Origin of the sequence: Pseudomonas sp. MSSRFD41, assembly GCF_014230245.1 — a bacterium.
GTDB classification, from domain to species: Bacteria; Pseudomonadota; Gammaproteobacteria; order Pseudomonadales; family Pseudomonadaceae; genus Aquipseudomonas; species Aquipseudomonas piscis.
The window spans coordinates 146,490-166,586 of sequence record NZ_JACKZK010000006.1; the positions used below are offsets into that span (position 1 = coordinate 146,490).

Below are 20,097 nucleotides of genomic sequence, written 5' to 3' on the forward strand. Positions count from 1 at the left end.
CAGGGAAGAACAGACATGACACAAGCCACCTTGATCACCAGCGTCACCACCGACAGCCTGACCGACCTGCTGCAAGGCGCCGGTTACCGGGTCAACCACACCGAACAGAACGGTATCGTGCAGTTGCTCAGCGCCAGCCAGGGCATCGGCTATGCCGTGCGCTTCGGCAACCCGGCGGCAGAGGCCGGGCACTACGTGGACTTCACCTACAGCTGTGCGTTGCGCGTCCAAGGCGAGTTGCCGGCCGGCCTGGCGGAGCTGTGGAACGCCTCGCGGCGCTTCGCCCGGCTGTCGTTGCAGGGTGAATTCCTGGTGATGGAAATGGACGTGGTGGTGGCTGGGGTCAGCGATACCCACCTGCGCAGCCAGCTGGAGTTGTGGGACCGCCTGCTCCAGGAGTTCATCGTCTACCTGCGTGAGTACAGCCAGCAGGCCGCCCAACTGCAGGCCCAAGCCCAGGTCGAGCCAGCCGGCACGCCGCAGGCCAGTGGCGCGGCAGAGGCGGTGGTCCTGTGAAGAAGCCGACCCTGGTGGTCGGTGCCGGGGCGCTGACCCTGCTGGGCCTGGCCCTGGGGCTGGCCTTGCGTCCGGGCAGCGATCCGGTGGCGGCCCAGCAGCCGGCCCCGGCGGCGCTGCAGCAGCAACTGGCGAATACCCCGGCGGTGGCGCGCCTGGGTAACCAGCAGGTGGCGGTGGCGGAGCTCCAGGCGCTGTTCGCCAGCCTGCCGGAGGAGGCCCGGGCTCAACTGCGCGGCAATCGCCCGGCCCTGGAGACCTGGATCCGTTCGCGCCTGGCACAGAAGGCGGTGCTGGAGCAGGCCGATGCCCAGGGCTGGCGCCAACGCCCGGAAGTGGAGCAGCAAACCCGCGCTGCCACCGAGCAGATCGTCTTTCGCGACTACATGCAGTCGGTCAGCCAGGTGCCGGCGGATTACCCCAGCGCCGCCGAACTGCAACAGGCCTACGACAGCGGCAAGTCGGCCTGGCTGACCCCGCCGTTGTATCGGGTCAGCCAGGTCTTCCTGGCGGTGCCCGAGCCCCAGGCGCTGGAGCAGGTGCGGCGCCAGGCCCAGGAGATCGCCAGGAAGGCCCAGGCCGCGCCCGGTGAGTTCGCCGCCCTGGCTGCGCAGTATTCCCAGGACCCGGACAGTGCCCGGCACGGGGGCGACTCGGGCTTGCAGCCCCTGCAGCAGTTGGTGCCCCAGGTGCGCGACGCCGTGGCCCGGCTCAAGGTCGGCGCGGTATCGGAGGTGGTGCAGAGCGCGGCGGGTTTCCATGTGCTCAAGCTGACCGAGCTGCAACCGGCGCGTACCGCCAGCCTGGACGAGGTGCGTGAGCGCCTGGTCCAGGCCCTGCGGGCCCAGCGCCAGGAGCAGATCGCCAAGGCCTATCTGGAGGGCATGCTCAACACCGCGACGCTGAGTATCGATGGCGCGGCGCTCAACCAGGCATTGGAGGAAAAGACTCAGTAACCGGCCCGCGTGGAGCGGGGCCAGGGGCTGGCGCCGTCTCGCGGGGCGTCGTGGCCCGGTCCACGCGGTTTCAGGGCAGGGCAGGAAGTGGGGCGTGCCGTCACGGCCTGCTTGCTGCCAACACCGGCGCAAGCCAAGGACGCAACACTCAACAAGACAGGGAGTCACCGATGTCATTTCTCGAACCTGCTCCACTCCAGGGCGTTGTTCCCTACAGTGTTCCCCAGGAACCCCGGGAAGCCTGGCTGGCCCTGGCGGCCGGGATCGATCCGCAGGTCGCCCAGTATTTCCTGGTGAGCGCCCGTTGCGGTTGCTTCATGCAGGCAGCCCGCAGCCTGAACATCAAGGCCACCTTGCTGCGCAAGCAACTGGCCCTGCTGGAAGAGCACCTGCGGCGTGCGTTGTTCTGCTACCAGGGCAACGCCTTGAGCCTGAGCCGCGAAGGCCTGCAATTGCAGGCCCAGTTGATCGCCCTGGCCCACCAGCGGCGCCTGCCGGTGATCGAGCAGCCGCTGATTCGCCTGGCGGTGGCCGAGACCCTCCTGCATGACATCTTGGGTCGCGACCTGATTGCCCTGTTGCGGCGCAACGCCAGTGCGCGCCTGGAAATCATCTCCATCGACAGCGACCTGTCGCTGCAGGCCCTGAGCGCCGACCTGGTGCTGTGGCTGGGGGCCGCCGACTCGCCCTTGCCGGGGCCCAGCTTCGCCATCCGTGAACCCATGCCCCTGGCGCGCATCGACTACCTGCCGCACATCGCCAAGCGCTACTCCCGGGTCGCGGCGCGTCCCGACAGCGTCGATGACCTGGCCGACTACATGCTGGTGCAGTGGCAACACGACCGGCAGATCGAACCTTTCCGCCCCTGGAACAGCCTGGTGGATTCGCGGCTGGCCGGGGTGGTGCACGTGCATTCCTATGAGCTGATGCTGGAGATGATCCGCTGCAGCGCCTGCATCGGCTTGCTGCCGCGGTACATCAGCCGCTTCGACCGGGGCCTGACCGCCTTGCCCGGGCTGTTCGGCGAAAGCATGCCGCGCCGCGCCTGGCTGGCGATGAACGCCCAGGTGCAGCACGAGGCCGAGGTCCAGCAACTGGTGGACCTGATCCTGCATGCCTTCACCGAGCGCGAGGACTGGTTTGCCTGAGGGAGATTCTCGTCATGGCCGGGACCGGCGTTTTACACTCGATGGCCACTCCAACGACAAGGACGCCCCGCCATGCCCAGTTCTCCCGCGACCATCGTCATCGAGCGTTTCAGCGAGGTTCACCTCGATGGCTTGACCGCGCTCTACAGTGAACCGACGGTGGCCAGCCAGACCCTGCAGATGCCTTACCCGTCCCGCGAGCTGTGGCGCAAGCGCCTCGGGCTGGACAACGAGCGGCTGGTGGCCCTGGTGGCCCTGCACCAGGGCGTGGTGATCGGCAATTGCAGCCTGGAGCAGATCGGGCGGGTCCGGCGCTCCCATTGCGCGAGCTTTGGCATGGGGGTGGCGCGGGCCTGGCAGGGCCAGGGCATCGGCAGCCGCCTGCTGGCGGCGGTGCTGGAGGTGGCGGACAACTGGATGAACCTGCGTCGGGTCGAGCTGACGGTGTACGCCGACAACCTGGCGGCCATCGGCCTGTACCGCAAGTTCGGTTTCGAGACCGAGGGCCAGTTGCGCGACTACGCGGTGCGTGACGGCCGCTACGTCGATGCGCTGGCCATGGCGCGCCTGCGCGATCTGTAGCCGCTGCCGAACCTGCGAGGCCGCGACCGGGCGCGTAGCGGCCGTGGAACCGCGATCGGCCCGGTACACCGCTGGCGCCCGCTGCGCGCTCGGGTAGCGGTTAGCGCGAGCTGCGCTTGACCAGTTTCATCACCACCACGAAGAACACCGGGACGAAGATCACCGCCAGGGTCGCGGTGATCATCCCGCCGATCACCCCGGTGCCGATCGCCTGCTGGCTGGCGGAGCTGGCGCCGCTGGCGATGGCCAGGGGCACCACGCCGAGGATGAACGCCAGGGAGGTCATGACGATCGGCCGCAGGCGCAGGCGGGCGGCCTGCAGGGTGGCGTCCAGCAGGTCATGGCCCTCGTCGTACAGGCTCTTGGCGAACTCGATGATCAGGATCGCGTTCTTCGCCGACAGGCCGATGATGGTGATTAGGCCCACCTTGAAGAACACGTCGTTGGGCATGCCGCGCAAGGTCACCGCCAGTACTGCGCCGAGCACGCCCAGCGGCACCACCAGCAGCACCGAGGCCGGGATCGACCAGCTCTCGTAGAGCGCCGCCAGGCACAGGAACACGATCAGCAGCGACAACCCCAGCAGCAGCGGGGCCTGGCTGCCCGACAGGCGCTCCTGCAGCGACAGGCCGGTCCATTCCAGGCCCAGGCCGTTCGGCAACTGGGCCACCAGGCGTTCGATCTCCTGCATGGCTTCGCCGGTGCTGCGGCCCGCTGCCGGCTCGCCGGAGACGTCGACCGCCGGGTAGCCGTTGTAGCGGGTCAACTGTGCGGGGCCCATCTTCCAGCTGGCGCTGACGAAGGACGATAACGGCACCATCTTGCCGGCGCTGTTGCGCACGTTCAGGCGCAGCAGGTCCTCGACCTGGCTGCGCTGGTCGCCCTCGGCCTGGATCACCACCCGCTGCATCCGGCCCTGGTTGGGAAAGTCGTTGATGTAGGCCGAGCCCAGGGCGGTGGACAGCAGGCTGCCGATATCGCCGAAGGACACGCCCAGGGCATTGGCTTGCTTGCGGTCGATCGCCAGTTGCACCTGGGGCGCCTCGGCCAGGGCGTTTTCCCTCACGTTGGCCAGGATCGGGCTCTTTTCCGCGGCCCGCAGCAGTTCGGTCCGGGCCTGCATCAGCGCTTCATGGCCGACGCCGCTACGGTCTTGCAGGCGGAACTCGAAGCCGCTGGAGGTGCCCAGGCCGTCGATCGGCGGCGGCAGGATGGCGTAGGCCACGGCATCCTTGATTTCGCCGAAGGCTGCGGTGGCGCGCTCGGCGATGCTCATCGCCGAATCGTCGCGGCCCCGTTGCGACCAGTCCTTGAGGGTGGTGAAGGCCAGCGCCGCGTTCTGCCCGTTACCCGAGAAGCTGAAGCCGAGGATGATGGTGCTGTCGCCCACGCCCGGTTCCGAGGCGTTGTGCGCCTCGATCTGTTCCACCACGCGAATGGTGCGGTTCTGGCTGGCACCCGGTGGCAGCTGGATATCGGTGAGGGTGTAGCCCTGGTCCTCGACCGGCAGGAACGAGGAGGGCAGGCGCACGAACAGCAGCGCCATGACCACCAGCAACGCCAGGTAGATCAGCAGGTAGCGCCCGCTGCGCTTGAGCGCATAGGCCACGCCACCCTGGTAGCTGTCGGTCAGGCGCTCGAAGCGGCGGTTGAACCAGCCGAAGAAGCCGCCACGCTCGTGATGCTCGCCGGCGGCGATGGGCTTGAGCAGGGTCGCGCACAGGGCCGGGGTCAGGGTCAGGGCCAGGAACGCCGAGAACAGGATCGAGGTGGCCATGGACAGCGAGAACTGCTGGTAGATCACCCCCACCGAGCCTGGCATGAAGGCCATCGGGATGAACACCGCCACCAGCACCAGGGTGATGCCGATGATCGCGCCGGTGATCTGCTGCATCGCCTTGCGCGTGGCTTCCCGGGGTGGCAGGCCCTCGTTGGCCATGATCCGTTCGACGTTCTCCACCACCACGATGGCGTCGTCCACCAGGATGCCGATGGCCAGCACCATGCCGAACATGGTCAGCACGTTGATGGAGAAACCCAGGGCCAGCATGGTGGCGAAGGTGCCCATCAGCGCCACCGGCACCACCAGGGTCGGGATCAGGGTGTAGCGGATGTTCTGCAGGAACAGCAGCATCACCAGGAACACCAGGACCATGGCTTCGAGCAGGGTGTAGAGCACCTTGGTGATCGAGACCTTGACGAACGGCGAGGTGTCGTAGGGGATCTTGTATTCCACGCCGGCGGGGAAGTAGCGCGACAGCTCGTCCATCTTCGCCCGGATCAGGGTCGCGGTGTTCAGCGCGTTGGCCCCGGGGGACAGCTGCACGCCGACGGCGGTGGACTGCTTGCCGTTCAGGCGCGTGCCGAACTGGTATTCCTGGCTGCCCACTTCCACCCGCGCCACGTCGCCGATACGCACGGTGGAACCGTCGGGGTTGGCCTTGAGGACGATGTCGGCGAACTCATCCGGGTTGCTCAGTTGGCCCTTGACCAGCACGGTGGCGGTGATTTCCTGGGTGGAAGGGCCGGGCAGGTCGCCGATGCTGCCTGCCGGTACCTGGGCGTTCTGCGCGGCCACGGCGGCGTTGACGTCGGCCGGGGTCAGGTTGAAGCCGATCAGCTTCTGCGGATCGAGCCAGATCCGCATGGCCCGTTCGGCGCCATACAACTGGGCCTTGCCGACGCCATCCAGGCGGCGGATCTCGTTCAGCACGCTGCGCGCCATGTAGTCGCTGAGCGCGACCTCGTCCAGGCGCCCGTCATTGGAGCTCAGGGTGATCAGCAGCAGGAAGCCGGCAGAGACTTTCTCCACCTGCAGGCCCTGCTGGGTCACGGCCTGGGGCAGGCGTGGCTCCACCGCCTTGAGGCGGTTCTGCACGTCCACCTGGGCCAGCTCCGGGTTGGTGCCCGGCTGGAAGGTGGCGGTGATGGTGGCACTGCCCAGGCTGCTCTGGGACGAGAAGTACAGCAGGTGGTCGGCGCCGTTGAGCTCTTGCTCGATCAGGCTGACCACCGATTCGTCCATGGTCTGGGCCGAGGCACCCGGGTAGGTGGCGGCGATCTCGATCTGTGGCGGGGCGACGTTGGGGTACTGGGCCACCGGCAACTGGGGAATCGCCAGGGCGCCGCCGATCAGGATGAAGAAGGCGACCACCCAGGCGAATACCGGGCGGTCAATGAAGAATTGCGGCATCTGTAACTACCTATTGGCCTGGGTTCTGGACGTGCGCGAGGGGGGCGTCATCGATCTCGACCTGCTCGCCGGGACGGGCGTGCTGCAGCCCTTCGACGATGATCCGGTCGCCGGGCTTGAGACCGTCGGTGACTATCCAGCGGTCCTGCTGCACGCCGCCCAGGTGCACCGGGCGCTGTACCACGCGGTTTTCGGCGTCCACCAGCAACACCTGGGCGATACCGGCGCCGTCGCGCTGGATGGCCCGCTGCGGCACGCTGATGCCCTGGCGGTTGACCGCCTGCTCCAGGCGGACGCGGACGAAGCTGCCGGGCAGCAGGTCCAGTTCCGGGTTGGGGAACTCGCTGCGCAGGGTGATCTGGCCGGTGCCGGGGTCGACGCTGATATCGGTGAACAGCAGCTTGCCCGGTAGCGGATAGAGGCTGCCGTCGTCCTGCACCAGGGTGGCCTTGGCCTGGTCCTTGCCGACCTGCTGCAGTTGGCCGGCGCGCAGGGCCCGGCGCAGTTCGTTGAGCTCACGGGTGGACTGGGTCAGGTCGGCGTGGATCGGATCCAGCTGCTGGATCAGCGCCAGGGGCGTGCTTTCGCCCTGGCCCACCAGGGCACCTTCGGTGACCAGGGCGCGGCCGACCCGACCGGAAATCGGCGCGGTGACGGTGGCGTAGCCCAGGTTGAGCCTGGCCCGCTGCACCGCGGCCTGGTTGGCGGCGACTTCGGCGTCGGCCTGGCGCGCGGCGGAACGGGCGTTGTCGTATTCCTGGCCGCTGATGGCCTGGTCGGCGATCAGCCGCGAGTAGCGCTGCTCCTGCAGGCGAGCCTGGAACGCGGTGGCCTCGGCCTTGCGCAGGCTGGCCACGGCGCTGTCCAGGTCGGCCTTGAACGGCGCCGGGTCGATGCGGAACAGTACGTCGCCCTGCTTGACGTCCGAACCTTCGCGGAAGGTCCGTTGCAGCACCACGCCGGCCACCCGCGCGCGGACTTCGGCAATGCGCGGCGCGGCGATCCGCCCGCTCAATTCGCTGGTGATGGACAACGCCTGGCTGCGCACGATCTCGGTGCGGACCTTGACCGGTTCCGGTTTCTGTTCGCTGCCGGACTGGCCGCAGGCGCTCAGCGTCGCGGCCATGACCAGCAGGCAAAGCGGCGCGAAGAGTTTGTTCGACATACTGATACCCCAATGATGAACCCGGCATGCTAAGGGCATGGGGGTTAAGGCGCTGTGAAGCTATGTAGCCGCTGTGTGAAAAAATGTGAAGCGCACGAGCCTGTCGGGGCCGCGTTGTATATGCTTGGCAACCTTGCTGCTAGTTCCCGGCGTATCTATGGATAACGCCGGTTGTTCGTATTTCTTCAATAAAGATTTCTCTTCCATGGCCAATATCCTCCTTGTCGAAGACGACCCCGCGCTCTCCGAGCTGATTGCCAGCTACCTGGAACGCAACGGTTACCAGGTCAGCGTCATCAGCCGTGGCGACCAGGTGCGCGAGCGGGCCCGGAGCAACCCGCCGGACCTGGTGATCCTCGACCTGATGCTGCCGGGCCTGGATGGCTTGCAAGTGTGCCGGTTGCTGCGGGCCGACTCGGCCAGCCTGCCGATCCTGATGCTGACCGCCCGCGACGACAGCCACGACCAGGTGCTGGGCCTGGAAATGGGCGCCGACGACTATGTGACCAAGCCCTGCGAGCCGCGGGTGCTGTTGGCCCGGGTCCGGACCCTGTTGCGCCGCAGCAGCCTGGGCGAGCCGCAGACCGCCAGCGACCGGATCCTCATGGGCAACCTGTGCATCGATCTTTCGGAGCGCACCGTAACCTGGCGCGGGCAACTGGTGGAACTGTCCAGCGGCGAATACAACCTGCTGGTAGTACTGGCCCGGCATGCCGGCGAAGTGCTGAGCCGCGACCAGATCCTCCAGCGCTTGCGCGGCATCGAGTTCAACGGCACCGACCGTTCGGTGGACGTGGCCATCTCCAAGCTGCGGCGCAAGTTCGACGACCACGCCGGCGAGGCCCGCAAGATCAAGACCGTCTGGGGCAAGGGCTACCTGTTCAGCCGTTCCGAGTGGGAATGCTGAACCCATGCTACGCATCCTGGTCCGGCTGTACCTGATCACCATCGTGGCCTTCAGTGCCGCGATGTACCTGGTCCCTGACCTGGTGATCAAGGTGTTTCACCAGCGCTTCATCGATTACAACCTGGCCAAGTCCCGGGGTTTGCAGGAGCTGATCGCCAGGCAGTTCCGCGCCCAGCCCCCGGCGCAATGGCCGGCGCTCGCCAGGGAGATGGACGAGGACTTCCGCCCGTTGCAGGTGGCCCTGGTCCGCATCGACGATCCTGATTTCAGCGCCGACGAACGCGCCCGCCTGCTGGCTGGCAAGAAGGTGGTGCGGGTTGGCGACTGGGGTTCGCGGACCCTGGCGGTGTCGCCGTTGCACGAGCAGTTGGCGGTCAAGCTGGTGATGCCGCCGGACCCGCTGGACGTCAACCTGCTGTACTGGAGCATCAACGTCCTGATCGGCGCGGTGCTGCTGGCCTGCCTGCTGTTGTGGGTGCGTCCCCACTGGCGTGACCTGGAGCGCCTCAAGCGCACCGCCGAGCGCTTCGGCAAGGGCCATCTGGACGAGCGTACGCAGTTGCCGGCCAGCTCCAACATCGGCAGCCTGGCCCACGTGTTCGACACCATGGCCGGCGATATCGAGCAACTGCTGAACCAGCAGCGCGACCTGCTCAATGCGGTATCCCACGAATTGCGCACGCCGCTGACCCGGCTCGACTTCGGCCTGGCCCTGGCGTTGTCCGACGACTTGCCGGCAGCCAGCCGCGAGCGCCTGCAAGGGCTGGTGGCGCACATCCGCGAGCTGGATGAGCTGGTGCTGGAGCTGCTGTCCTACAGCCGCCTGCAGAACCCGGCCTGCTTGCCGGAGCAGATCGAGGTGGCCCTGGACGAGTTCATCGACAGCATCCTGGGCAGCGTCGACGACGAGCTGGAATCGGACCTGGTCATCGACGTGCTGCTGCACGGCACCCTGGAGCGTTTCACCCTGGACCCGCGCCTGACTGCGCGGGCCCTGCAGAACCTGTTGCGCAACGCCACCCGTTATTGCGAGAAGCGCATCCAGGTCGGGGTGCTGGTCAGCGACCAGGGGTGCGAGATCTGGGTCGACGATGACGGTATCGGCATCCCTGACGACGAGCGCGAGCGGGTGTTCGAACCCTTCTATCGCCTGGATCGCAGCCGCGATCGCTCCACCGGTGGCTTCGGCCTGGGCCTGGCCATCAGTCGCCGGGCCCTGGAGGCCCAGGGTGGCACCTTGACGGTGGAAGCCTCGCCACTGGGCGGCGCGCGGTTTCGCCTGAGCCTGCCCACGTCGCGCTGACGCGTCAGCCACCAGCCCCGGCAGGGGCGTGCTGACATTAATTTCATGTGGCCGGCGGCATGCAGGGTTTATCCTCAACGGCGCTTTCCCCTGACCAGGAGGTGCCTCATGAACGACCGGCCCATTCATCATGCCGCGGCCGATGGCTACAAGCAGGCGGCCGATACCTATGCTCGCGGCCGGCCGGGCTATCCGCCCGAGCTGGAGCCCTGGTTACGCCAGGTGCTGGCGCTGCAGCCGGGCAGGGTAGTGGTGGACCTGGGGGCCGGTACGGGCAAGTTCACCGCACGACTCCTGGCGACCGGCGCCCAGGTGATTGCCGTGGAGCCTGTGGCGCAGATGCGTGCCAAGCTGGCGCAGCAGTATCCCGATGCCCGGGCCTTGAATGGCAGCGCCGAGGCGATCCCGCTGCGCGAAGCCTCGGTGGATGTGCTGGCCTGTGCCCAGGCCTTTCATTGGTTCGCCAACCACCAGGCTCTGGATGAAATCCACCGGGTGCTCAAGCCCAATGGCAAGCTGGCGCTGGTTTGGAACCAGCGCGATGCGCGAGTGCCCTGGGTGGCGCACCTGGAGCGCATCGTCAATGCCCTGCAGGGCGATACGCCACGCTACTACACCGGGGCCTGGCGCCAGGCCTTTCCCCATCCTGGTTTCGGACCGTTGCAGGAGCAGCACTTCAGCCATGGGCACACGGGGCCCGTGCAAGATGTGATCTTCAATCGCGTGCGCTCCACCAGTTTCATCGCCGCGCTGCCTCAGGACCAGCGCGACGCGCTGGAGCGACAGCTCGCCGAGCTGGTTGCCAGCGAACCCCAATTGCGGGACAGCCGCGAGGTGACCGTGCCTTATGAGACCGCCGCCTTCTACACGATAAAACAGGCCTGAACCGATCACCGAATGAGGCAGCAGGCCAGGTCCAGTCCTGTTTTTGGCCAATGCGCTGCCTTACGGGGCGCGCTTGCCGCTTGCTATAGTTCGGCCCTTGTTTGCTGACCAGAGAAGGATCGTCGCCATGTCCGAATACCAAGCCTTTCGTGTCGAGCTCGCCGATAACATCGCCCATGTGCAGATCAACCGGCCGGAAAAAATCAATGCCATGAACGCCGCGTTCTGGACTGAGATCGTCGATATCTTCCGCTGGATCGACGATACCGACGCGGTGCGAGTGGTGGTACTCAGTGGCGCCGGCAAGCATTTCTCCTCGGGCATCGACTTGATGCTGCTGGCCGGGGTGGCCAATGAGTTGGGCAAGGACGTGGGGCGCAACGCGCGCCTGCTGCGACGCAAGATCCTTGAACTGCAATCCTCGTTCAACGCCGTGGACAACTGCCGCAAGCCGGTGCTGGCGGCGATCCAGGGCTACTGCCTGGGCGGCGCCATCGACCTGATCAGCGCCTGCGACATGCGCTATGCCGCGGCCGACGCGCAGTTCTCGATCAAGGAAATCGATATCGGCATGGCCGCCGATGTCGGCACACTGCAACGTTTGCCACGTATCGTCGGCGACGGCATGCTGCGTGAGCTGGCCTACACCGGACGGACCTTCGGCGCCGAGGAGGCGCGCCAGATCGGCCTGGTCAATCGCACCTACGCCGATGCCTCCAGCCTGCTGGACGGGGTCATGGAAATCGCCCGGGAGATCGCCGCCAAGTCGCCGATCGCCGTGACCGGCACCAAGGAAATGCTCAGCTACATGCGCGACCACCGCATCGACGATGGCCTGGAGTACGTGGCCACCTGGAACGCCGCCATGCTCCAGTCCAACGACCTGCGCGTGGCCATCGCCGCCCACATGAGCAAACAGAAACCCCAATTCCTGGACTGACTGAAGATGATTGCACGCTGGACCACCGCAGTACTGGATACCGACCTTCCCGGCGGCTGGGCCGTGGCCCGTGGCCCGGAAGGCTTTCTCTACGACGACAATGGCGTGCTGTTCCCCCGGCACTGGCTCAAGAACCAGGACCTGCCGGTGCTGGCCGAGCATGGCCTCGGCCACCTCGATGGCGAGCCGGTGTACCTGCTCGAGCTCGCTTCCCGCGCCCAGGTCCAGGGCTGCGGCTGGAAAGGCCTGCGGGCCTTCATGCTGGAGAGCGACCATACCCTGTACAAGGTGCTCGGTTATGCCGCGCAAATCGGCACCTGGGCCCGGGAACACCGTTTCTGCGGCAGTTGCGGGAAACCCACGGTGCAGGTGCCGCTCGAACGTGCGATGTACTGCCAGGGTTGCGACCTGCGGGCCTATCCGCGGATCTCGCCGAGCATGATCGTGCTGATCACCCGTGGCGACGAAATCCTGCTGGCGCGTTCGCCACGCTTCGTGCCGGGGGTCTACAGCACCCTGGCAGGCTTCGCCGAGCCCGGCGAGTCGGCCGAGGATTGCCTGGTGCGCGAGGTGCGCGAGGAGGTGAGCATCGAGGTGCGCAACATCCAGTACGTGGGCAGCCAGTGCTGGCCGTTCCCGCACTCGATGATGCTGGGCTTCCATGCCGAGTATGCCGCTGGCGAGATCCTGCCCCAGGAAGACGAGATCGAGGATGCCCAGTGGTTCAACGTGCACGCGCTGCCGCCGTTGCCGGCGTCGCGCTCGATTGCCCGCTACCTGATCGACCTCTATGTGGCGCGTCGCCTAGGCCACGCTGAACCAGTGCTGCCAGGCTAGGCGCACGGTCAAGCCCAACACCACGGTGATGAACACCGGGCGAATGAACTTGGCACCACCGCTGATGGCGGTGCGTGCCCCGAAGAAGGCCCCGACCATCACCGACAGGCCCATGCTCAGGCCGATGATCCAATCCACCTGCCCGGAAAAGATGAACACCGCCAGCGCCGCGATATTGCTGACGAAGTTCATGCTGCGCGCCACGCCGCTGGCCTTGACCAGGTCGATGGGGTAGAGCAGCAGGCTGCTGACGGTCCAGAACGCCCCGGTGCCCGGACCGGCCACGCCGTCGTAGAAGCCCAGGCTGAAGCCCTGGGGCGATTGCCATTTCTTCTTGATCGGTGCCTCGCTGTCCAGCGGGGCCTTGGGCGTGCCGCCGAACAGCAGGTACAGGCCGCAGGCGAAGACGATCACCGGCAGCATCTTGTTCAGCCATTCGGCCGGCAGGTAGTGGGCGACTATGGCTCCGGTCAGGGCGCCGACCAGGGTGCCGACGATGGCGTGCATCCATTGCCGGGGGTGGAACAGCTTGCGCCGATAGAAGGTGAAGCTGGCGGTGGCCGAGCCGAAGGTCGAACTGAGCTTGTTGGTGCCCAGCACCAGGTGCGGTGGCAAGCCTGCGGTGAGCAGGGCCGGGGTGGTGAGCAGGCCGCCACCGCCGGCGATGGCATCGATGAAACCGGCGATGAAGGCCACGAGGGCGAGGATGGCGAGGGTGGTCAAGTCAACGCTGAGATCGAAAGGCATGGATTCGGCTTATTCGGCGGGAGCGCAAGGGGCTGCGCGAAAGGCCGATATCTTACCTGCATCGCGCGCCGCAGCGCGACTGCGACCAAGGTCCTGGCTGCCGCCGTCGGTGCATGCTCAGCGCCGTCCGCGCCTCAGCTTTTCGGAGCGTTGCCGACCTTCCAGGCGAACGGCGGCTCGTTGCCATTGATCTGTCAGTCGCCGACGATCCGTGCCTTGTAGATCGCCGGATTGTGCGATGACACGGTGCGCGCATTGCGCCAGTGGCGGTCCAGGGCCTTGCCCCGGCGCACGTCCGAAGCCCCGAGGGCATTGAACAACTCGCTGGTGGCACGCTGGATCAGTTCGGTGACGGCGACCTGGGCCGTGGCCGATTCCAGTTCCGCCGCCAGGTTGGCTGCCTGTTCCTGCTCCGGGGCGCCGGCGAACCTTGCCAAGTAGGCACGCTGTGCCGGCTGGGCGGCCCGCAGGGTGGCGGCTTCGGCGACATACACCAGGGCGGCGATCTCGCCCACCACCTGTTGCACCTGGGCATCGGCGCTGGCTTGTGGCGCGTTGCCATGGCTGTAGACGCGCTGGCGCAGCCGTACCGCTTCGGCCACATCGCGCAGCGCCGCGCGGCCGATGCCGGCCAGGGTCGCCAGCAGTACCAACTGGTAGAAGGCGGTCTGGTACTTGAAGCGGGTGGCGAAGTCGATGACGTTGCCGGCCTCCACCCTGGCCTGGGTGAAACGCGCCGTGCCGCTGCCGGTGGTGCGCTGGCCGAAACCGTCCCAGTCGTCGCTCTGCTCGACGCCCGGCTGCCGGGTGCGAACGGCGGCGATCACGTTGTCACCGGTGTCGCTGCGCTGGGCATAGACATCGATCCAGTCGGAGAAAATGCTCCCGGTGCTGTAGAACTTCTCGCCGTCGAGCCGCCAGTGCTCGCCGTCCGGACTGACCTTGGTCAGCACTTGGCCGATCTCCACCGCGCCGATCTCGGTCCAGGCGCAGCCGACGATATCGCCCTCGACGAACCGCTTGAACCACAGGTCGCGCCCCGGGCCCGGGGCGGCATTGAGGCGGTCCTCGACAAAGGCGAAGTGCCCGCGCAGGGCCTGGGGTAAGTTGGCGTCGGCCTCGGCCAGCTCGATCAGCAACTGGAACAGCTGGGGCACGGAGGCGCCAGCGCCGCCGTAGGCCACTGGCACCCGCACCGCGCCGAACCCCGCCTCCTTGAGCCAGCGGATGGGTTCGTAGGGCAGCTCGCGCTGCTGCTCACGCTGTACCGCGCCCTCGGCGATACGCTGGAAGATCGGCCGGAAGCGCTCGGCCAGGGGCTCGTAGTCGACCCCCGTGGACAATGGATTGATCACCTGGTGTTCGGTCATGGCATGGCTCCGCAATCGGCAGGAAAAGACAAAAGGTCCTGCTGGTGATTGCACACAGCGTGCCGACTGTCATGGCTGCGGTTTTGCTGGCCGAGCCCGTGCCCAGTCCGCCGGCAACTGTTGCCCTGGCAACAGCCCTGCAACAAATAGCTATCCTCGGTACTTCCCAAGCGCTGTGCCGATCCGTGAAAACCACCCGTAGAGCGCGGGCTCGTGTAGTCGCTGCCGCCGGCTGCGCACGGGCACGCAGCGGCCGCCAGGTGAGGTCGTGGCGGGGTTGGCACATATGCTGCTCGGGGCCTGGGTACCTTCCCAGTCCCGAGGACCGAACCATGAGTCAGCAATCCGTGAAATTCGCCTATTGGGTGCCCAATGTCAGCGGTGGCCTGGTGGTCAGCAAGATCGAGCAGCGTACCCACTGGGGCATCGACTACAACCGCAAGCTGGCGCAGATCGCCGAGGCCGCCGGTTTCGAATACGCCCTGACGCAGATCCGCTTCACCGCCGGCTACGGTGCCGAGTACCAGCAGGAGTCGGTGGCTTTCAGCCATGCGTTGCTGGCCGCCACCAGCAAGCTCAAGGTGATCGCGGCGATTCTGCCCGGGCCCTGGCAACCGGCGTTGGCGGCCAAGCAATTGGCGACCATCGACCAGCTGACCGAAGGTCGCATCGCGGTGAACATCGTCAGTGGCTGGTTCAAGGGCGAGTTCCAGGCCATCGGCGAGCATTGGCTGGAGCATGACGAGCGCTATCGCCGTTCCGAGGAGTTCATCCGCTGCCTGCGTGGGGTGTGGAGCGAGGATCACTTCACCTTCAGGGGCGATTTCTACCGTTTCGACAACTACAGCCTCAAGCCCAAGCCCCTGGGCCAGCCCGAGATCTTCCAGGGTGGCAGTTCCCGGGCGGCCCGGGACATGGCCGCCAGGGTTTCGGACTGGTACTTCACCAACGGCAACAGCGTGGAAGGGATCAAGGCCCAGGTGGAGGACATTCGCGCCAAGGCCGCGGCCAACCAGCATCAGGTGAAGATCGGGGTGAATGCCTTCGTGATTGCCCGGGATACCGAGCAAGAGGCGCGGGCGGTGTTGCAGCAGATCATCGACCAGGCCGACCCAGAGGCGGTCCGGGCCTTCGGCGAGGCGGCCAGGCAGGCCGGCAAGGCTTCGCCGGAGGGCGAGGGCAACTGGGCCAAGTCGAGCTTCGAGGATCTGGTGCAGTACAACGATGGTTTCAAGACCAACCTGATCGGGACGCCGGAGCAGATTGCCCGGCGAATCGTCGAACTCAAGGCGGTGGGGGTGGACCTGGTGCTGGCGGGATTCCTGCACTTCCAGGAGGAAGTGGAGTATTTCGGCCGCCGCGTGTTGCCCCTGGTGCGCGAACTGGAGGCCCAGGCCGGGCAGGACGCCGCGGCCTGATGCGTCGAAGGCCCTGCGGGCCAGTGGCTACAGATCGGGCTTCGTGTAGCCGCTGCCGCAGGCTGCGCATGGCCCGCAGGGCCACAGGTAGCCGTTACAGGCCCAGTTCGGTCAGGCCCGGATGATCGTCCGGGCGGCGTCCCAGGGGCCAGTGGAACTTGCGTTCGCTGGCCTTGATCGGCATGTCGTTGATGCAAGCGAAACGCCGGGCCATCAGCCCCTGTTCGTCGAATTCCCAGTTCTCGTTGCCATAGGAGCGGAACCAGTTACCCGAGTCGTCGTGCCATTCATAGGCGTAGCGCACGGCGATGCGGTTGTCGGTGAAGGCCCAGAGTTCCTTGATCAGCCGGTAGTCCAGTTCCCTGGCCCACTTGCGGCTGAGAAAGGCCTTGGCCTCCTCGCGGTTATGGGCAAATTCGGCGCGGTTGCGCCATTGGGTATCCAGGGTGTAGGCCAGGGATACCCGCTCCGGATCCCGGGAGTTCCAGCCATCTTCGGCCAGGCGGATCTTCTCGATCGCCGACTCGCGGGTGAAGGGGGGAAGCGGTGGACGCACTTGCGGGTTAGATGACATGACCTGTCTCCAGTGAAAGTTGCTGTTGCAACTAAGAAGTTGCCGGGGTTGCGGATAATCAAAGGTCCAATAACTTTCGCGCCATGCATTGCGCATTATCGGCTGCACTGTGATCGCCCATGACCAGGGCGACGGTGATGGCGCCATCGATCAGCACCAGCAGCTGCGCCGCCAGTTGTGCCGGATGCGCTGCGCCATGTGCCTGGCAGAGCTCGAGCAGGTAGTCGAGCAGTTTCTGTTTATGGCGGCGGGCTACCTGGCGTACCGGGTCTTGCGGATCACCGGTTTCCCCGCTGGTGTTGATGAAGGCGCAGCCACGAAAGCCTTCGCTGGCGAACCAGCCCTTGAGCACGCTGAACAGTGCCAGCAGGCGCTGGGCCGAGCCCTGGGCCTTGTCCACCTCGCCGCGGTACCAGCGCATCCAGCGCTCGTCGCGCCGTTCGAGGGCGGCCACCACCAACTGCTCCTTGTTGTCGAAGTAGCGATAGATGCTCTTGCGCGAAACGCCGGCGGTCTTGACCAGAAGATCCATGCCAGTGGCGGCGATGCCACTTTTATAGATCAGCTTCTCGGTGACATCGAGAATGATGTCGCGTGTTTCGGAGTGAGTGATTTCGTTCATGCGACAGAGAGTAGAACGATCGTTCTCCTTGGTCAATGTGTTGTTGCGAACTGGCCGCCGAGCGACGCCAAGTGCGTTTGCTGCGGGCAGTTTGAGTGTCATGTGGGACTGACAGGGGACTGCAACCTATCCATGGTGTAAGCTCTTGCGCTCTTTCGGATTCGAGTCACCGCGAGCCCATGCCGTTGCTTTTCAAACGTACCCTGCTACCCAAGCTGCGCAGCTTCCCCTTGGCCGCCGAGGCCTTCATCACCCTGCGGGGTGCTGCGCAATTTCGTCAGACCCTGCTGGAGCAGATTGCCCAGGCGACCCGGCGTATCTATATCGTCGCCTTGTACCTGCAGCAGGATGAAGCCGGCCAGGAAATCCTCGAAGCCCTGCACGCCGCCAAGGCTGCCCGTCCGGAACTGGATGTGGTGGTCGTGGTGGACTGGATGCGTGCCCAGCGCGGCCTGATCGGTGCCGGCAAGCAGCCGGGCAACTCGGCCTGGTACCAGGAGATGACCCGCAGCCATGCCAGCGTGGTCCCGATCTACGGCGTGCCGGTGCAGACCCGCGAGCTGTTCGGGGTGTTGCACCTCAAGGGTTTCGTGATCGACGACAGCGTGCTCTACAGCGGCGCCAGCCTGAACAACGTGTACCTGCACAAGCTCGACAAGTACCGCTTCGACCGTTATCACCTGTTGCATAACCGCGAACTGGCCGACTCCATGCATCACCTGGTGCAGCACGGCCTGGTGGAGTCACGGGCGGTGCATCGCCTGGACCTGCCCAAGCCACCGACCACCCGCAGCCTGCGCAACGATATCGGCGACCTGCGCAGCCGTCTCAAGCATGCGACCTACGACACCGCCGCCGGCAGCCTGGACAAGAGCGGCCTGACGGTCAGCCCGTTGCTCGGGGTGGGCAAGGGCAACCGGTTGAATCGGGTGATCTGCGAACTGATGGCCGGAGCCCAGCGCCAGCTGACCCTCTGCACCCCGTACTTCAACCTGCCGTTGCCGGTAGTGCGCGAACTCAATCGCGCCCTGGAGCGTGGGGTGAAGATCGATATCGTCGTCGGCGACAAGACCGCCAACGACTTCTTCATTGCGCCCAGCGAGCCGTTCAAGGTCATTGCCGCACTGCCTTATCTGTATGAAATCAGCCTGCGGCGCTTCGCCAAGCGCTACCAGAAGTTCATCGACAATGGGCAGTTGAACCTGCACCTGTGGCGCGACGGCGACAACACCTATCACCTCAAGGGGCTGTGGATCGACGAGCGCTATACCTTGCTCACCGGCAACAACCTCAACCCACGGGCGTTCCGCCTGGACCTGGAAAACGCCCTGCTGCTGGACGATCCCAAGGGCGAGTTGCTGGAGCCGCGGCGTGCCGAGCTGGAAGATATCTACCGCCATACCCGGCGCATCGAGCATTTCCAGCACCTGGACAGCCTGGCGGATTACCCGGAGGCGGTGAGCAAGTTCCTGCGCCGGGTCAGCCGCGTGCGTATCGAGCGCCTGCTGTACCGCATCCTCTGATCTGTCGCCGCCAGGCCCTGCAGGCGGTGAATATCACCGTGCCCCTGCGGGGCATGCGATCTACACGAAGCGCGAACCCGTAGCCGCTGCCGAGCCTGCACAAAGGGCCGCAGGCCCTTTGTGCAAGTCGAGATCGGCGTGGTGCAGCGGCCAGTGGGTCAGCTTGTCTTCGGCGGGTAGGGCCACAGCGCCACCAACGCCAGCAGCAGCGCCGCCAGCAGGTAGGGCAGGCGTGGCTCCATGGCGTAGATCAAGGTGCCGGCCATTGGCCCGACCACTGCGCCCAGGCCCTGGGCGGCGCCGATGCTACCGGCCGTGGCGCCTTGTTCCGAAGCCTGCACCGAGTTGGCTGCCAGGGCCGAGAACGAGGGAAACACCCCACCCATGCCGGCCGCCGAGACGAAGAACGTCAACCACAGGCCCCAGGCACTGTCCACCAGCATGGCCCCGACAAAACCCACCGCGGAAAGCAGGGCGCCGAAGCGAATCATCCGCAGTGGCGGCCATTCCAGCTTGCGCACCACCAGTTGGGCGCAGATCAGGGCCAGGCCGACCATGGTCAGGGCGATCCCGGCGGTCTGCGCCGCGTCGGCGGAATTCATCTGCAGGCGATCCATGGCATAGAAGCTCACGGTGATCTGCGCCAGCGTCACGCAGAGCATGGCGACGAAGGCCACCACCATTGGCCGGGCCAGCCGCGGATCGCTCAGGCGCACCCGGCCCGGCGCCTGGGCCAGGTGCAGCTCCTGGCGCGGCAGTCGCCGATGCATCACCACCAGCGCCAGCAGCGGCAGGATGGCCATGACGTAGAAGGGCAAGCTCAGGCTGTGCCGGGCCAGCAGCGCGGCGGCGGCCGGCCCCACCACCAGGCCTACGGCGTTGGCCGCGCCCAGGGAGGCCATGGCCCGGGCCCGGTGCTGGGGTTCGAAGTGGTCGGCCACCAGGGCGAATCCGCCCACCGGTACTGCCGCGTAGAAGGCGCCGATCAAGCCCCGGCCCAAGACCAGGCCGGCGAAGGCCACGGCGACACTGGGCAAGGTCCGCAGCGATATATCGATGAACAGGCACAGGGCCCAGTAGGCCAGGGTGAAGCCGGCGATCCCGAGCAACAGCACCCGGCGGCGGCCATAGCGATCGCTGGCCTGGCCCCAGGGGCGGGCCAGCAAGACCCAGATCACCCCGGCCACGGTCACCGCCACCCCGGCATGCCAGGTTTGCAGGTGCAGCACCCGGGAAATCGGCCCGATCAGCGAGACGAAGGCCATCATCGACATGGTGCAGGCCATGTAGGCCGCCATCAGCGGCAAGAGCGAGAGGGGCCTGGAGGCGGAGGGGGTGGGCATAGCAGGTCTTCCATGAGGAACATCGGGGCGTGCACGTTATCGGGATAACGCACGGCTGCCCAGGCCTA

At 66.2% G+C, this 20,097-nt stretch carries 18 protein-coding genes; 11 read left to right on the forward strand and 7 right to left on the reverse strand.

Annotated features, from left to right (window positions below):
- Window positions 1–15 precede the first annotated feature (15 nt).
- The 4 genes from H7A76_RS12395 (at window position 16) to H7A76_RS12410 (ending at window position 3,202) form a co-directional block, all read left to right on the forward strand.
- Entirely contained in the window at window positions 16–516 is a 501-nt protein-coding gene (locus H7A76_RS12395) for a YbjN domain-containing protein (protein WP_185698743.1), read from the forward strand.
- A complete protein-coding gene (locus H7A76_RS12400) occupies window positions 513–1,472 on the forward strand; it encodes a peptidylprolyl isomerase (RefSeq protein WP_185698744.1) in 960 nt (319 codons plus the stop codon). The genes H7A76_RS12395 and H7A76_RS12400 overlap by 4 nt, the downstream gene beginning before the upstream one ends.
- A 170-nt stretch (window positions 1,473–1,642) precedes the next feature.
- The gene (locus H7A76_RS12405) at window positions 1,643–2,620 is read left to right on the forward strand and encodes a LysR family transcriptional regulator (RefSeq protein WP_185698745.1); all 978 of its coding nucleotides are present in this window, start codon (window positions 1,643–1,645) and stop codon (window positions 2,618–2,620) included.
- A gap of 72 nt (window positions 2,621–2,692) precedes the next feature.
- Entirely contained in the window at window positions 2,693–3,202 is a 510-nt protein-coding gene (locus H7A76_RS12410; RefSeq protein WP_185698746.1) for a GNAT family N-acetyltransferase, read from the forward strand.
- Window positions 3,203–3,302: 100 nt separating this feature from the next.
- Here H7A76_RS12410 and H7A76_RS12415 read toward each other — a convergent pair whose 3' ends face one another.
- Complete coding sequence (locus tag H7A76_RS12415; RefSeq protein WP_185698747.1) at window positions 3,303–6,395, reverse strand: efflux RND transporter permease subunit; 3,093 nt, start codon at window positions 6,393–6,395, stop codon at window positions 3,303–3,305.
- Window positions 6,396–6,405: 10 nt separating this feature from the next.
- The gene (locus H7A76_RS12420; protein WP_185698748.1) at window positions 6,406–7,560 is read right to left on the reverse strand and encodes an efflux RND transporter periplasmic adaptor subunit; all 1,155 of its coding nucleotides are present in this window, start codon (window positions 7,558–7,560) and stop codon (window positions 6,406–6,408) included.
- A 205-nt stretch (window positions 7,561–7,765) separates the two neighbouring features.
- On the opposite strand from H7A76_RS12420, the gene H7A76_RS12425 reads away from it, so the two are divergent.
- From H7A76_RS12425 to nudC, 5 genes are all read left to right on the forward strand, one after another.
- Complete coding sequence (locus H7A76_RS12425) at window positions 7,766–8,467, forward strand: response regulator transcription factor (RefSeq protein ID WP_185698749.1); 702 nt, start codon at window positions 7,766–7,768, stop codon at window positions 8,465–8,467.
- A gap of 4 nt (window positions 8,468–8,471) precedes the next feature.
- The gene (locus H7A76_RS12430) at window positions 8,472–9,770 is read left to right on the forward strand and encodes an ATP-binding protein (RefSeq protein WP_185698750.1); all 1,299 of its coding nucleotides are present in this window, start codon (window positions 8,472–8,474) and stop codon (window positions 9,768–9,770) included.
- Window positions 9,771–9,878: 108 nt separating this feature from the next.
- Window positions 9,879–10,655: a class I SAM-dependent methyltransferase gene (locus H7A76_RS12435; RefSeq protein WP_185698751.1), complete on the forward strand. Its 777-nt coding sequence runs from the start codon at window positions 9,879–9,881 to the stop codon at window positions 10,653–10,655.
- A 127-nt stretch (window positions 10,656–10,782) separates the two neighbouring features.
- Entirely contained in the window at window positions 10,783–11,595 is an 813-nt protein-coding gene (locus H7A76_RS12440) for a crotonase/enoyl-CoA hydratase family protein (protein ID WP_185698752.1), read from the forward strand.
- 6 nt (window positions 11,596–11,601) lie between these two features.
- Window positions 11,602–12,432 (forward strand): NAD(+) diphosphatase, encoded by an 831-nt coding sequence (nudC, locus tag H7A76_RS12445; protein ID WP_185698753.1) that lies wholly within the window; start codon window positions 11,602–11,604, stop codon window positions 12,430–12,432.
- On the opposite strand, the gene H7A76_RS12450 is transcribed toward nudC, so the two are convergent.
- Window positions 12,400–13,179, reverse strand: a complete 780-nt coding sequence (locus H7A76_RS12450; RefSeq protein ID WP_185698754.1) for a TSUP family transporter — start codon at window positions 13,177–13,179, stop codon at window positions 12,400–12,402. The two genes, nudC and H7A76_RS12450, sit on opposite strands and share 33 nt — an antisense overlap.
- Window positions 13,180–13,373: 194 nt before the next feature.
- The gene (locus tag H7A76_RS12455; protein WP_185698755.1) at window positions 13,374–14,549 is read right to left on the reverse strand and encodes an acyl-CoA dehydrogenase family protein; all 1,176 of its coding nucleotides are present in this window, start codon (window positions 14,547–14,549) and stop codon (window positions 13,374–13,376) included.
- Between the two features lie 332 nt (window positions 14,550–14,881).
- Here H7A76_RS12455 and sfnG point away from each other — a divergent pair, with 332 nt between their 5' ends.
- The gene (gene sfnG, locus H7A76_RS12460; protein ID WP_185698756.1) at window positions 14,882–15,967 is read left to right on the forward strand and encodes a dimethylsulfone monooxygenase SfnG; all 1,086 of its coding nucleotides are present in this window, start codon (window positions 14,882–14,884) and stop codon (window positions 15,965–15,967) included.
- A 94-nt stretch (window positions 15,968–16,061) separates the two neighbouring features.
- On the opposite strand, the gene H7A76_RS12465 is transcribed toward sfnG, so the two are convergent.
- Together H7A76_RS12465 and H7A76_RS12470 are read right to left on the reverse strand one after the other, a co-directional pair.
- A complete protein-coding gene (locus H7A76_RS12465; protein WP_185698757.1) occupies window positions 16,062–16,541 on the reverse strand; it encodes a nuclear transport factor 2 family protein in 480 nt (159 codons plus the stop codon).
- Between the two features lie 58 nt (window positions 16,542–16,599).
- Window positions 16,600–17,163 (reverse strand): TetR/AcrR family transcriptional regulator, encoded by a 564-nt coding sequence (locus H7A76_RS12470; RefSeq protein ID WP_185698758.1) that lies wholly within the window; start codon window positions 17,161–17,163, stop codon window positions 16,600–16,602.
- A gap of 179 nt (window positions 17,164–17,342) precedes the next feature.
- Between H7A76_RS12470 and pssA the strand changes: the two genes are divergently transcribed.
- The gene (gene pssA / locus H7A76_RS12475) at window positions 17,343–18,686 is read left to right on the forward strand and encodes a CDP-diacylglycerol--serine O-phosphatidyltransferase (protein WP_185698759.1); all 1,344 of its coding nucleotides are present in this window, start codon (window positions 17,343–17,345) and stop codon (window positions 18,684–18,686) included.
- A gap of 158 nt (window positions 18,687–18,844) precedes the next feature.
- Here the strand turns inward: pssA and H7A76_RS12480 are convergent, their stop codons facing one another.
- Entirely contained in the window at window positions 18,845–20,029 is a 1,185-nt protein-coding gene (locus tag H7A76_RS12480; RefSeq protein ID WP_185698760.1) for an MFS transporter, read from the reverse strand.
- Window positions 20,030–20,097 lie beyond the last annotated feature (68 nt).

Excerpts from the sequence above, each read along its gene's own strand:
- H7A76_RS12455 (WP_185698755.1), bottom strand. The coding sequence starts at position 14,549 with ATGACCGAACACCAGGTGATCAATCCATTGTCCACGGGGGTCGACTAC.
- nudC (WP_185698753.1), top strand. The coding sequence starts at position 11,602 with ATGATTGCACGCTGGACCACCGCAGTACTGGATACCGACCTTCCCGGC.
- H7A76_RS12470 (WP_185698758.1), bottom strand. The coding sequence starts at position 17,163 with ATGAACGAAATCACTCACTCCGAAACACGCGACATCATTCTCGATGTC.
- H7A76_RS12450 (WP_185698754.1), bottom strand. The coding sequence starts at position 13,179 with ATGCCTTTCGATCTCAGCGTTGACTTGACCACCCTCGCCATCCTCGCC.
- H7A76_RS12405 (WP_185698745.1), top strand. The coding sequence starts at position 1,643 with ATGTCATTTCTCGAACCTGCTCCACTCCAGGGCGTTGTTCCCTACAGT.
- H7A76_RS12480 (WP_185698760.1), bottom strand. The coding sequence starts at position 20,029 with ATGCCCACCCCCTCCGCCTCCAGGCCCCTCTCGCTCTTGCCGCTGATG.
- H7A76_RS12440 (WP_185698752.1), top strand. The coding sequence starts at position 10,783 with ATGTCCGAATACCAAGCCTTTCGTGTCGAGCTCGCCGATAACATCGCC.
- H7A76_RS12420 (WP_185698748.1), bottom strand. The coding sequence starts at position 7,560 with ATGTCGAACAAACTCTTCGCGCCGCTTTGCCTGCTGGTCATGGCCGCG.
- H7A76_RS12465 (WP_185698757.1), bottom strand. The coding sequence starts at position 16,541 with ATGTCATCTAACCCGCAAGTGCGTCCACCGCTTCCCCCCTTCACCCGC.
- sfnG (WP_185698756.1), top strand. The coding sequence starts at position 14,882 with ATGAGTCAGCAATCCGTGAAATTCGCCTATTGGGTGCCCAATGTCAGC.
- H7A76_RS12415 (WP_185698747.1), bottom strand. The coding sequence starts at position 6,395 with ATGCCGCAATTCTTCATTGACCGCCCGGTATTCGCCTGGGTGGTCGCC.
- H7A76_RS12410 (WP_185698746.1), top strand. The coding sequence starts at position 2,693 with ATGCCCAGTTCTCCCGCGACCATCGTCATCGAGCGTTTCAGCGAGGTT.
- H7A76_RS12430 (WP_185698750.1), top strand. The coding sequence starts at position 8,472 with ATGCTACGCATCCTGGTCCGGCTGTACCTGATCACCATCGTGGCCTTC.
- H7A76_RS12425 (WP_185698749.1), top strand. The coding sequence starts at position 7,766 with ATGGCCAATATCCTCCTTGTCGAAGACGACCCCGCGCTCTCCGAGCTG.
- H7A76_RS12395 (WP_185698743.1), top strand. The coding sequence starts at position 16 with ATGACACAAGCCACCTTGATCACCAGCGTCACCACCGACAGCCTGACC.
- H7A76_RS12435 (WP_185698751.1), top strand. The coding sequence starts at position 9,879 with ATGAACGACCGGCCCATTCATCATGCCGCGGCCGATGGCTACAAGCAG.
- pssA (WP_185698759.1), top strand. The coding sequence starts at position 17,343 with ATGCCGTTGCTTTTCAAACGTACCCTGCTACCCAAGCTGCGCAGCTTC.